Below are 12,062 nucleotides of genomic sequence, written 5' to 3' on the forward strand. Positions count from 1 at the left end.
TGATTGAGCCTACCCACCGCTGAGAGCCTTTCAATGCGTAACCTGATTTTCGCCAGCGCCTGCCTTTTATCCATTGCCCTCACCGGCTGCCAGCAAACCCCACCGGCCAACGACCAGCTCGACGCCGTGCTCTGGACCCAGACCTCCATCGAGCACGAGTTGATCTACCGCCAGCTGTTCGCCAACGCTACCCGCCAACTCGATACAGCCCTGGCCGATCCCACCTGGGACGCCCTGCCCTTGCCTGCCCGGGATTTGAAAGGGTTGCCCCCGGCCGTGGTGGTCGATATCGACGAAACCCTGCTGGACAACGTGCCGCTCAATGCCCGTGACATTATCCATAACCAGGTCTATTCCTATGACCGCTGGAACACCTGGGTCGATCAAGCCAAGGCCCAGGCGCTGCCTGGTTCGGTGGCGTTCCTGCAGGCGGCTCGGCAAAAAGGCATCGAGGTCTATTACCTCACCAACCGCGAACACAGCCAGGTCGCGGCCACGGCCAGAAACCTGCGTTTGCGTGGTTTCCCGATCGAGCGCGACGAACAGATCCTGGCAGCCAGCACCCCCATCGGCCATTGCGAAAGCGCCGGCTACGGCAAGACCTGCCGGCGCCAATGGGTCGCCAGCCACGCGCGCGTGCTGTTGATGGCCGGCGACTCGCTGGGAGATTTCGTGCAGGCCGAGCACAACACGCTGGCGGCCCAACGCAAGGCGGTGGCGCCATATGTGAGCTGGCTGGGGCAGCGCTGGTTTCTGCTGCCCAATCCGACATATGGCAACTGGTACAGCGCGCCGTATGGGGATAATGAAACGTTGCCATTCGAGCAAAAGCGCAGGCTCAAACAGCAGGCGTTGCAGTTGTAGCCCACCGGCCTGTCATTGACGAGGAAACGCGAAATGCCCGCCCTGCTGCCCCAGCCCGCCATTCCGGGCATTGCGCTGCGCCGATGGCGCCTGTTACACCGCGTCAAGCAAACCCATGCCGCACAGATGTTCAACGTAAACCAATCGACGTTGTCCCGTTGGGAGAATGGCCTGCAAGCCATGGACGCTGCCGCGCACCAACAGCTGGAACGGTTGCTGTCCGCTCGGCTTGACACCGCAGCTGATCAGGCCCTGGCTGGGCTGGTCAGAGACAGCTCGCGCGCCGTACACCTGGTGTGCGACCTGACGCACCGCCTCCTGGCCTGTTCGCCCTCCCGCGCCGCCCAGTTCAGCCGCCCGTTGGTCGACTTGATGGGCCAATCGCTGTGGCGTTATGCGACAGCGGAAATCCGCCAGGTCGAAGCGGCGTTGGATCACACCGGCTGGCGCGAGAACCAGGCGCCGCCGGCGCTTCAATTCAGCACCGGCAGCAACGACTCCAGCCTCGTGCCGATCCGCCCGAGCCTGTGTCGCTGGACACGCCTGATCCTCAGCGATGGCAGCGCCGCGCGTCTGGTCGAGACGCTCTGACTGGCCTCGCGCATTTTTTATGCGTGGACGCACCGCGCCTGCGCACCTAGGCTTACCTGCATCATCAACCTGATGGAGGCAGCGTCATGGACTTCGAGAAAATCAAAGGCCGCCTCGACCTTCTGCGCGAAGCCGAGAAACTCAAGGACGTGCTCAGAAGCGCCCACACCGCTTCGGGACGCACGGAAAGTACCGCTGAACACAGTTGGCGCCTGTGCCTGATGGCGATGGTGTTCGCCGATCAACTGCCCGGCCTGGACCTGCTTAAAGTCCTCAAGATGTGCGTGATCCATGACTTGGGCGAAGCCATTAACGGCGACATTCCAGCAGTCAGCCAGGCGGCGTTTCCCAACAAGGGCGAGCAGGAGCGGCGCGACCTGCTGCAGTTGACCCAAGCCCTGGATGGGCCCCTGAAAAGCCAGATCCTGACGCTGTGGGATGATTACGAGAACGCGCTGTCGCCGGAAGCCAAAGCCGTCAAGGCGATGGACAAGCTGGAGACCCTGCTGCAGCACACCCAGGGCCTCAACCCGCCGGATTTCGATTACGCTTTCAACCTGGCATACGGCAAGAAACATACGGATGCCGAGCCCTTGTTCGAGGCGCTGCGTGCGCTGATCGACCGGGCTACCCAGGAACGCCTCGACGCCGCGCAGTGACTGACATCACCCGGCCCTGGCCGCCACCGCCTCCACTTCCACCAACGCCCCGGGCAGGGGCAGCGCCACCACCTGCAGCGCGGTGCGCGCCGGTTTGTTCGGTTGTTCGGGGGTGCCGAAGAACTGCGTGTAACCGCGCTGCAGCCCGGCGAAATCCAGCTTGCCGTCGGTTTCAGCGGCGCCGACCAGAAACACCCGCAACTGCACGATATCGCCCAGGTCCAGGTCCTGTTGCTGAAGGATTTTGCGCAGTTTGTTGAACACCGAGACCGTCTGCACTTCGGTGTTGCCGTAAACCCCGGGGACGTTCGGGTCGGCCAGGTCCGGCAAGGTGCCGCTGACGAAGATCAGGCTGGCCGAGGCCGGTACGGTCACGGTTTGCGAGATGGGGAAATCGCCGACGCTGGTGCGTTGGATACTGTCGCTCATGGTGTTGCTCCTTGATTGAAGGTTTACACAAATCTCGAAGGCTGCCCCATACCCTTTGTGGCGAGGGAGCTTGCTCCCGCTGGGCCGGGATGGCGGTCACCTAGCTCCCAGCTCAACACGATTGGGACCGCTACGCAGTCCAGCGGGAGCAAGCTCCCTCGCCACGACAGCGCAGTCTCATGACGCCGCCAATGCCGTGATCTGGCGCTGTTGCGTCACGCGCTCGGCCAGTTGCGCAACCACATGCCGCGCCGAATTGGCCGCTGATTCCTGCCAGATCCCCACGCCGCTTTGCACCAGGCCGTCGCCGGCGAAGTACACGCGGCCGTGGGCCTGTTCGAGCAGCGCGCTGGCATCGGCCGGGAAGTGTTCGCGTTGCAGCCACGGGCCTTCGCTGTAGGGGATCTGCTCCCAGGACACCGCCAACGGATGGCGCAGGTGCCTGGAATAACCGGGGTGCAGCAACTCCACGGCGTGCCGGGAAGCGGCGTATTGCGCGTCGAACGACTGCGCGCCAAACATGTCGGCGCCCTCCCCGGTGACGTAACCGGCCACCAGCACGCCTTCGCGGGTATTGAGGTCGTTGCTCGGGTACCACAGCAAGCGCGCCGGGTGTTCGACCCACGACAGGCCGCCATAAGTGCGGTAATCGGTTTCCCAGAAGCGCGGCGATTGCCACGCCACTTTGGTTGCCTGGTCGCTGCGGGTGCTGAGCAAGGCCGCCTTGATCGGGTCGCAGAAGTCGGTGTCGAGTTTGGCCAGCAACGGCAGCGGCAAGGTAGAGACCAGGTAATCAGCGCGCACCACCTGTTCACGGCCGCTGTGCTGGTCGTGATAGGTCACCGCGACGCCGTCGTCCAACTGGCGAATCTGCCGAACCTGCGCGCCCAACTGCACCTGCTCGCGCACGCGCTGGTAGAACGCCTCGGTGATCCGGTCCATGCCGCCCACCGGCTGGAACATGGTTGCCGAAAACTCCGGGAATTCGGTGTGCAGCAGCGCGCCCCACAGCTCTGGATGCAGCAGGCGCTCAAGGTCGAGCGGCCGCGCGGTGGCTGGCAGTGCACCGGGGTGCGCAGGCGATTCCAGGTGGCCGGAACGCAAGCTGCCCTCGTACGCCAGCGCTTGGGAAAGGTCGCCATACACCTGCAGGAACGCGAGCAGTCGCGTGCGTTCATCAAGGGTCAAGACATCGTCAAGCGCATCACGCTGCACCGCCTTGGCGAGCAAGCCGGACAGATGCCCGCGTGCATCGTTGACCGCCTGGCCGACGGTGAACGCCGGTTGCTGCAGGTCGGGCCGCACCTGGGCGCCATGGCTGCTGTTGACCAGCACTTCCAGGGGCACGCCCAATTCGCTGCAATAGTCGAGGATCGTGCGATGCTGGCTGGGAATACGCGCAGGGCCGGCGTTGAAATACTGGCCCGGATCGAACGCCACGGTTTGCGAGCGGCCATCCTTGTAGTCCACGCGGTCGCCGTTGCGCAGGGTCCAAGTGCGCCCACCCACGCGGTCGCGCGCCTCCAGCACCTGCACGGCGAACCCGGCCCGGCTCAGTTCCAGCGCGGTGACCAGCCCGGCAATCCCGGCGCCCAGCACCAGCACGCGGGTGCCCTGCCCCAGGCCGTCCTTGAGTTTCAGCGGTTGCGGGCGCCGGTGTGAAGACGGCCCCAGGCCCAATGCGGCCAGCGCATCCTTGACCGCCTTTTCGCCGCCGACTGCAGCAATGCTGGACAGCGCTTCACGTCGTGTCAGTGTCATGTTCGCGACTCCTAATCCGGCAGGCCCGGTGGGTTGATCAACGATGCATCGACGCGCTCCACATCCAGCCCCCAGCGCTGCAGCACCTGCGCGTATTGCCCTCCGGCAATCGCACCTTCCAGGGCGGTGTGGATCGGCTTGACCAGGCCGTTGTCCTTGCGCGTGGTCACGGCGATATCCGCCTGCAACGGCCAGCCGCCGTTGACGGTACCGACGCGCTTGATGCCGCCGGTGATCGCCGCCGAATAGGCGTACACCGAGTTGGGCCCGAACAACGCATCGCTGCGCCCCGACTGCACCGCCAGCTGCGCGGCGGCCTGGTCGTCGAAGTACTGCAACAGTGCAGGCTTGAGGCCGGCCTTTTCATTGGCCTCGTTCCACGCCAGCAAGACTTTTTCCTGATTGGTCCCGGAGCCGACGATGATCTTCAGCCCGGCAATGTCGGCGGCCTGTTTGATCTCGCTGATCGGGCTGGTGCTCTTGACGTAAAACCCGAGCACATCCTGTCGATAGGTGGCGAAGTCAAAGCGCTTCTTGCGCGCCTCGGTCACGGTGACGTTGCTGATCACCGCGTCGTACTTGCCCGAACTGACGCCCAGGGGCCAGTCCTCCCAACTGGTCTGCACAACGTTCAGTTGCAGGCCGAGGCTGTCGGCGACCAACTGCGCGGTGTCGGCTTCACTGCCGATGGTGGTCTTGTCGTCGCTGGCCAGCAGCGCCAGTGGTGGCCCGGCCACACCGGACACGGCCACGGTGAACTTGCCCGGCTGGGCGAACTTGAAGCCCGGCGGGATTTGCGCGATGGCCGCCTCGTTACGTGGCGCGTGAATGCGCGGGCGGTCGGGGCTGAGGTCGACCTGCTGCACAGCGAACGCGTGTTGTGCGGTGCCGACGGCAAGCGCCAGCACGGCCACGCGCAGGGGATGGTTAAACATGGGCAGTCACTCCTTGAACTAAAGCACCTTGCCGAGAAAGGCCTGGGTGCGGGGATGTCGGGGTTGGCGCAAGATCTGTTCGGGCGGGCCTTCTTCGATCAACTGGCCGTCGCAGAGAAACACCACATGGTCGGCCACCTCGCGGGCAAAGCCGATTTCGTGGGTGACGATCACCAGGGTCACGCCCAATCGGGTCAGGCCCTTGATCACGTCGAGCACTTCGCCCACCAGCTCCGGGTCGAGGGCCGAGGTGGGTTCGTCGAACAGCAGCACCTTGGGGTCCAGCGCCAGGGCACGGGCAATGGCGACGCGCTGTTGCTGGCCGCCGGAGAGCTGGCGCGGGTAGGCCTCGAGCTTGTCCGCCAGGCCGACCTTGGCCAGCAGTTCGGCGGCTTTGCCCTGGGCTTCGGCCTTGCTCCAGCGCTTGTGGGCCAACGGCGCTTCGGCAACGTTTTCCCAGGCGGTGAGGTGCGGGAACAGGTTGAAGTTCTGGAACACGAAGCCCACGTCGATGCGCCGCTTGAGAATTTCGCGCTCCTTGAGCTCGTAGAGCAGGTCACCCTTGCGCCGATAGCCGACGTACTCGCCGTCGATGGTGATATGCCCGCTGTCGATCTTTTCCAGGTGATTGATGGTGCGCAGCAAGGTGGATTTGCCCGAGCCGGACGGCCCGAGGATCACCGTGACTTTGCCCGGATCGATCGTCAGGTCGATGTTATCGAGCACCTGCTGGTTGCCGAACCGCTTGCCCACGCCCTGGATCTGGATGCGCCCTGCGCGTGCTTCAGCCATGGGATTTCTCCTTGAGCCAAAAGCGCAGGCGTTGCAGCGGTGTCGGCGGCAGCACGCGCGCGGTGCCACGGGCGAAATGGCGCTCGACGTAATATTGGGCGCTGGTCAGCACCGTGGTGATGATCAGGTACCACACCGTGGCCACGATCAGCAGCGGGATCACCGCCTGGGTGCGGTTGTAGATGACCTGCACGGTGTAGAACAGCTCCGGCAGGGCCAGCACGTAGACAATGGACGTGCCCTTGACCAGGCCGATGATCTCGTTGAAACCCGACGGCAGAATCGAGCGCAAGGCCTGGGGCAAGATGATCCGGAAAATCCGCCGCGAGGCCGGCAGCCCCAATGCCGCCGCCGCTTCATGCTGGCCGGCATCCACCCCGATCAAACCGCCGCGGATGATCTCCGCCGCGTACGCCGCCTGCATCAGGCTCAAGCCCAGCACCGCCACGGTGAACTGGCTGAGCACATCCACGGTGGACCACTGCGCGAACACCTGCTCGGTGAACGGCACACCGATCACGATGTGGTCGTACAGGTAGGCAAAGTTGTAGAGAATGATCAGCACCAGCAGCGCCGGCATCGAGCGGAAGAACCAGATATAACCCCAGGCCAACGCCGCCAGCAGCGGCGAGCCCGACAACCGCGCCAGGGCCAGCGCGGTGCCGAGAATGACGCTGAACAGCGTGCTCAGCAGCGTCAGCAAGAGGGTCTGCCCCAGGCCGCGCAGCACCGACGGCGAGAAAAACCACTGGCCGAACACGCCCCACTCCCAACGCGGGTTGGTGGCCAGGGAGTGCACGATGGCGAGCAGCACCAGCGCGGCAAAGATCGACCCGGCCCAGCGCCATGGATGCCGGGCCGGCACCACCTGCAGGGCCTTGATCGGCGTCGAGGCGCGGCGCGTGCGGATCGGGTAATGGTTGACCTCATCGATCAGGTCGTAAGGTTTGGCGACAATGGGCATGTTCTATTCCTCGCAGGCCTCAGAAGGCATAAGTCAGCCGGGTGTAGTAGTACCCGCCGGTAAAACCATAGGGCGAATAGGTGCCGTAGCTGGCGAGCATGGTGCTGCTCGGCACGCCTTGTTTCTTGGGGTAAATGTCGAAGAGGTTCTTGGCGCCGATGGCCAGGTTGAGGTCTTTGGTGAGGTTGTAGCCAAGGTCGAGGTCGGTGATCCATTTGGCGCTGTAGACGCGGTCCAGGTCGCGATTGGCCGAGGCGTTGACTTCCTTGTAGGCGCCGTAGCGCGTCAGGGCCAGGTTGAGGTTCACGCGCCCGATGCTCCAGTCACCGCCGAGGATCAGCTTGGTGTTGGGTTGCACGTCGGTGATCAGGTTGCGCGCCTCGCGGTCCATCAGCTCGTAGGACGTACCGAGGATAGTGGTCGACTCTTTGTAATTGAGGATTTTGGTCTGGTTCCAGTTGAATGCGGCCGTCCACTTCACGGCACCGAACGCGCCCAGGTCGTGGTTGTAGCTGCTGACCAGGTCCAGGCCCTTGGTCCGGGTGTCGGCACCGTTGATGAAGTACTGGCCGCCGGAGGTGGAGTTGACGCCGTTGTTCTGCAACACCTGGGTAACTTCCGGCCCGAGCAAGGTGCCCGTGAGGGTGATGCGGTCGCGCAGGTTGATCACGTAGGCATCGGCGGTGAAGCTCAGGCGGTCGGTGGGGGTGAGGGTGAAACCGAGGCTGAAGTTGGTGGAGCGTTCGGGCTTGAGGTCCTCGGCGCCCAACGCCTTGGCCGCCGCCGAACCGACCGGCAGTACGCCGTAGTTGATCGACTGGTACACCCCGTCGACCACGCCATAGGTGGTCGAGCGCGCGCTGAACAGGCTGTTGGCCAGGGACGGCGCACGGAAGCCATTGCTCACGGTGGCGCGTACGGCGAATTGCGGCGTGAAGTCATAACGCGTGGTCAGTTTGCCGCTGCGAGTAGCGCCCACGCCCTGGTTGTAATGCTCATAGCGCACGGCGGTGCCCACGTACCACTCCGGCAGCGGGTTGAAGCCCGCATCCACGTAACCGGCGACGCTGTTGCGCGAGGCGGTGCTTTCTTCGTCCGGGGAAATGCCGTTGGTGACCTGGGCCCCGGACGACGCGCAATTGCCCGGTGCCACGCAGTAGCCGCCGTTGGCATAGGACGCGTAGTCACCGGCCTGCACCTCATAGGTGTCGCGTCGGTGCTCGAGGCCATAGGACAGGTCCAACGGCTTTTGCAGGCCGATATCGAAGCCGCGCTTGAAGTCCAGGTTGGTGGTCAGCTCGGTGGAAATCCAGGTGCCGGAGGTGAAGCTGTTCGGCGTGGCCTCGCCCAGGGACGGGTTCTGGTTATGGGTGGTGCCCTGCTCCGCTTCGTTGCGCCCGTAGGTGGTGGACAGGTCCCAGTCCCACTCGCCCACGGTGCCTTTGCCACCGAAGGCGGCCTGGAAATCGTCTTCGTCGATGTACCAGGTGGGCGTGTAGCCGGCCGGATAACCGTTGGGCCCGGTGGTAATCGTGTTGGTGATGGTCGGCAGGCGAAAGTTCTGGCCCTGCTCGGCCTTGCGCCGTGAGTAAGTGGTGAAGGAGTACAGGCTCAGGCTGTCGTCGATCGGCAGTTCGGCGTTGTAGCCCAGGGTCAGCAGGTTGGTCTTGGGCGTGCCGTAGCCGCCGTAGGTGGACTTGCCGGCCAGGCCGTAGGCTTGTTCATAGCTGTAGCCGTTGGCGCTGGCCTTGTTGTCGTCATTCTGGCTACGCGCATCCAGGGCCAGTTGCACGATGCCGCCGTCGCCGATTTCAAAGCCTTTGTTGAGGCTTTGTTGCACGGTCTGCTTCTTGCCGTCATAGCCAAGGCCGGCGTTGGTCACCGAGGTGCCGCTGGTGTCGGCCTTGAGGATCACATTGATCACCCCGGCGATGGCGTCGGAACCGTACTGGGCGGCGGCGCCGTCGCGCAGCACTTCCACATGGTCGATAGCGCTGATGGGGATCAGGTCCAGGTCAGCCGGTGCCGCGCCGGTGTTGATGCCGTTGATGTTCAGGGTCGCGCTGGTATGACGCCGCTTGCCATTGACCAGTACCAGCACCTCGGCGGCGCTCAAGCCACGCAAGTTGGGCGCGCGGGCAATGCCGCTGGCGTCCCAGCCGGTTTTTTCCGGGAGTGTCAGCGATGGAATCAGCGCACTGAGCGCTTCCATCAAACCGGGTTTACCGGTGCTTTGCAGTTGTTTGGCGCTGACCACATCGATAGGCACCGGGCTGCTGGTGACCGTGCGTTGCTCGGCGCCACGGTTACCGGTGACGACCACGGTGGACAGGGTGCTGTCGGCCTGGGCCTGGGCTGCGGCGGCCAGCAGGGACAAGGTCAAGGCTGCGGTGGGGGGTAGAACATGCTTCATCGCTGATCCCGGTTTTTCAAATCGCAGGGTCGGGCAGGCACGCGCCAGACGCGGCATGGCCGGTGTTCAAGGTGTGGGTGCGGTTTGAATTAGGTGTGGGGCGAGCGAGGGGCTTGAAGGGGCAACATACGTTGAACTCCGTTCCAACGATTCCGCTGCCGGGGATTACCCGGTCAGGTGCGCAGAATCTGAATCACGCTGGGTACCATCCGGGGTCTGGGGTAGGCTGTTGAGACCAAACATAACGGAATGGATTTTAAAAATATAATGCTATTTGGGCATAAGCTAATATTTGTTAATTTCATTATTTATAAATATCTTTATTCATATAAATAATGTCTCAGGCACATTGGTACGGCGTTCGAAGATCGTTCCCACGCTCCCGCGTGGGAATGCAGCCCGTGACGCTCTGCGTCACCTGTACGCAGCAGCATCGGCCGGAAGCTGGACGCGGAGCGTCCCAGGAGGCGTTACCACGCAGAGCGTGGGAACGATCAAAACGATCAAACGGTGTGCAGCTAAGTTTACCGAGCAGGCCGCAACAGCTGCATCTGCTGGCGATAATCATCCGTCACCTGCCGTGCCTGGCTGCTGCTGGTAATCACCCGTGGGGTAATCAGCACGATCAACTCCGTGCGGTCCTTGGATTTGCTGGTGTTGCCAAACAACCAGCGCAGGCCGGGAATCTTGCCAAGGTACGGCACGGCGCTGACGCTCTCGGCGTTGTCCTGCTTGATCAGCCCACCCAACAACACCGTCTGCCCGCTCTGCACGGCGACCTGGGTCGACACCGAGCGCGTGGAAATCCGTGGATTGACCGGCGTTTCACTGCTGCTACCGGGGTTCTGTGCATCGCTGACCTGCTGCTGGATATCCATGTACACCAGGCCGCCCGGATTGATGCGCGGCACCACGTCGAGGATCACACCGGTCTGCACGTATTCGACGCTGCTCAAGGTGGTATCGGCGTCACCTGTGTTGACGGTGGTCTGGCTGATGGGAATGTTGTCCCCCACCTGGATCTGCGCCGGCTGGTTGTTCATCACCACCAGCGACGGCGCCGACAGCACCTGGGTGCGGCCATTGGTTTCCAGGGCGTGCAAGGCCACTTGCAGGTTGGAGCTGACGAAGGAATAGAACAACGAATCCGCCGCCCCCAGCCCGGCCCCGCCACCGCCCAACGCACCTTGGCTTCCGGAAGCGTTGGCCACCGTGGTGCTGGTGGAATTGCCGGCCAGGCGGCCGAGGTACCACTGCACGCCAAGGTCGAGTTCGCCGGTCAGTTTGACTTCGAGAATGCGTGTCTCGATCTGCACTTGGAGCGGTGGGTTGTCGAGGCGCTTGATCGCCGCTTCGATTTCTTTCCATTGCGCCGGACGCGTGCGCACCAGCAGTTGGTTGCTGCTTTTTTGCGCGGTGATACGGGTGCCGGTTTCGAGGTCGCTGATCGGCGGCGCCGGGGTCTCCTCGCTGCTCTCCTGCGTGGGTTCTTCGGCGGCGGGCGCGGGGGTGTTGGCCTGCAGCCCTGCGCTGGTGGACGAGGACAGCGTGGTGGTGCGCAACCCCGGCGCGACCTTGGCCGGGGTGTCGTCCTTGATCGCGCCGTTGCCGTAGATCTGCCGCAGGTACCTGGCCAGGTCCGCGGCCTTCATGTTGCGCACGTCGTACACGTACATCTGCGGTTCATTGCCGCCGCCCTCGTCGATGGTGCGAATCCAGTCACCCACTTCGCTGAGGTACTGGGGCTGGGAAGAAATCGCCACCACCGAGTTGGTGCGCTCCACCGGCAAGAACCGCAGCATGCCCGCCAGGGGCGTGCCGCTGTCGGCGCCGAACATGGCTTGCAGCTCGGGCATCAGCTCGGCCACCGAGGCGCGCTGCAGCCCGAACACACCCACCGACATGCCCTTGAGCCAGTCCACATCGAAGGTGTCGATGGTGTCCTGGTAGTTGGCCAGTTCTTCCGGGGTGCCGGCCAGGCTCAGCACATTGCGCGCCGGGTCCACCAGCAGGAAGGCGTTCTCCCGGGCGAAGGGCTTGAGCAGTTTCTGCATCTCGGTGGCGGAGATATAGCGCAGCGAAAACAGGCGTGCCGAGAGGCCGCTGGCGGGCTGCGCGACGCGCATCTGCGGCACCAGCTTGCCGGCCACTGCCTGATTGGCCGGCAGGATTACATAGCGGTTGCCCTGGCGGATCATGGCGTTATCGGTCCAGGACAACAGGGTTTCGAGGATCGACAGCGCCTGCTGCTTATCCACCGGCCTGGAGGTGGAGAAGCTGACGTTGCCCTTTACGCCCTGGACGATGCTGTAGTTTTCATGCAGCAGGTCGCCCATTACGCTGTTGATCACCGCTTCGATGGGCTGGTCCTGAAAGTTGAACACGATGTCGCCGCCCGCCTCCTTCACCGCAGGCGTTGATGCAGGCGCGCGCAGAAACTGCTGGTTGCCGCGAATCAACTGGCGCGGCGCGGGTGACTGCGCCTCGGGCGGTGGGTTTGACAGCGCCGGCGCTTCGCTGGGCGGGCGTTGCGAGCCGGTGCCCTGCAGGGCTTCGTGGAGCAGTTCTTTATCCGGGTCGAGGCGGTCGGGCAACGCGCCGCAGCCGCCGAGGGCGACGGTGGTGGCCAGGCAAAACAACGGGGTGCGCATATC

10 protein-coding genes are annotated in these 12,062 nt (G+C 63.7%); 3 read left to right on the forward strand and 7 right to left on the reverse strand.

The genetic code is table 11. The features are described 5' to 3' along the window. Positions 1-33 precede the first annotated feature (33 nt). From C4J85_RS17465 to C4J85_RS17475, 3 genes are all read left to right on the forward strand, one after another. Entirely contained in the window at positions 34-864 is an 831-nt protein-coding gene (locus C4J85_RS17465) for a 5'-nucleotidase, lipoprotein e(P4) family (RefSeq protein WP_124407653.1), read from the forward strand. Positions 865-897: 33 nt separating this feature from the next. Further along, the gene (locus C4J85_RS17470; RefSeq protein ID WP_124367566.1) at positions 898-1,455 is read left to right on the forward strand and encodes a helix-turn-helix transcriptional regulator; all 558 of its coding nucleotides are present in this window, start codon (positions 898-900) and stop codon (positions 1,453-1,455) included. An 86-nt stretch (positions 1,456-1,541) separates the two neighbouring features. Next, on the forward strand, positions 1,542-2,114 hold the full coding sequence (locus tag C4J85_RS17475; protein ID WP_124410335.1) for an HD domain-containing protein: 573 nt from the start codon (positions 1,542-1,544) through the stop codon (positions 2,112-2,114). Between the two features lie 6 nt (positions 2,115-2,120). Here C4J85_RS17475 and C4J85_RS17480 read toward each other — a convergent pair whose 3' ends face one another. The 7 genes from C4J85_RS17480 to gspD form a co-directional block, all read right to left on the reverse strand. Then, on the reverse strand, positions 2,121-2,543 hold the full coding sequence (locus C4J85_RS17480; RefSeq protein ID WP_124363470.1) for a RidA family protein: 423 nt from the start codon (positions 2,541-2,543) through the stop codon (positions 2,121-2,123). 177 nt (positions 2,544-2,720) lie between these two features. After that, positions 2,721-4,304 (reverse strand): FAD-dependent oxidoreductase, encoded by a 1,584-nt coding sequence (locus C4J85_RS17485; RefSeq protein WP_124410336.1) that lies wholly within the window; start codon positions 4,302-4,304, stop codon positions 2,721-2,723. An 11-nt stretch (positions 4,305-4,315) separates the two neighbouring features. Beyond that, positions 4,316-5,239 (reverse strand): ABC transporter substrate-binding protein, encoded by a 924-nt coding sequence (locus tag C4J85_RS17490; RefSeq protein ID WP_124410337.1) that lies wholly within the window; start codon positions 5,237-5,239, stop codon positions 4,316-4,318. An 18-nt stretch (positions 5,240-5,257) separates the two neighbouring features. Then, positions 5,258-6,031: an amino acid ABC transporter ATP-binding protein gene (locus C4J85_RS17495; RefSeq protein ID WP_124410338.1), complete on the reverse strand. Its 774-nt coding sequence runs from the start codon at positions 6,029-6,031 to the stop codon at positions 5,258-5,260. Next, positions 6,024-6,995 carry an amino acid ABC transporter permease gene (locus C4J85_RS17500; protein WP_124367572.1) on the reverse strand — a complete coding sequence of 324 codons (972 nt, stop codon included), beginning with the start codon at positions 6,993-6,995 and terminating at the stop codon, positions 6,024-6,026. The genes C4J85_RS17495 and C4J85_RS17500 overlap by 8 nt, the downstream gene beginning before the upstream one ends. Before the next feature lie 19 nt (positions 6,996-7,014). Then, positions 7,015-9,408: a TonB-dependent siderophore receptor gene (locus C4J85_RS17505; RefSeq protein ID WP_124410339.1), complete on the reverse strand. Its 2,394-nt coding sequence runs from the start codon at positions 9,406-9,408 to the stop codon at positions 7,015-7,017. 524 nt (positions 9,409-9,932) lie between these two features. After that, a complete protein-coding gene (gspD, locus tag C4J85_RS17510) occupies positions 9,933-12,059 on the reverse strand; it encodes a type II secretion system secretin GspD (protein WP_124411207.1) in 2,127 nt (708 codons plus the stop codon). Positions 12,060-12,062 lie beyond the last annotated feature (3 nt).

Origin of the sequence: Pseudomonas sp. R4-34-07 (assembly GCF_003852375.1) — a bacterium.
Lineage (GTDB): Bacteria > Pseudomonadota > Gammaproteobacteria > Pseudomonadales > Pseudomonadaceae > Aquipseudomonas.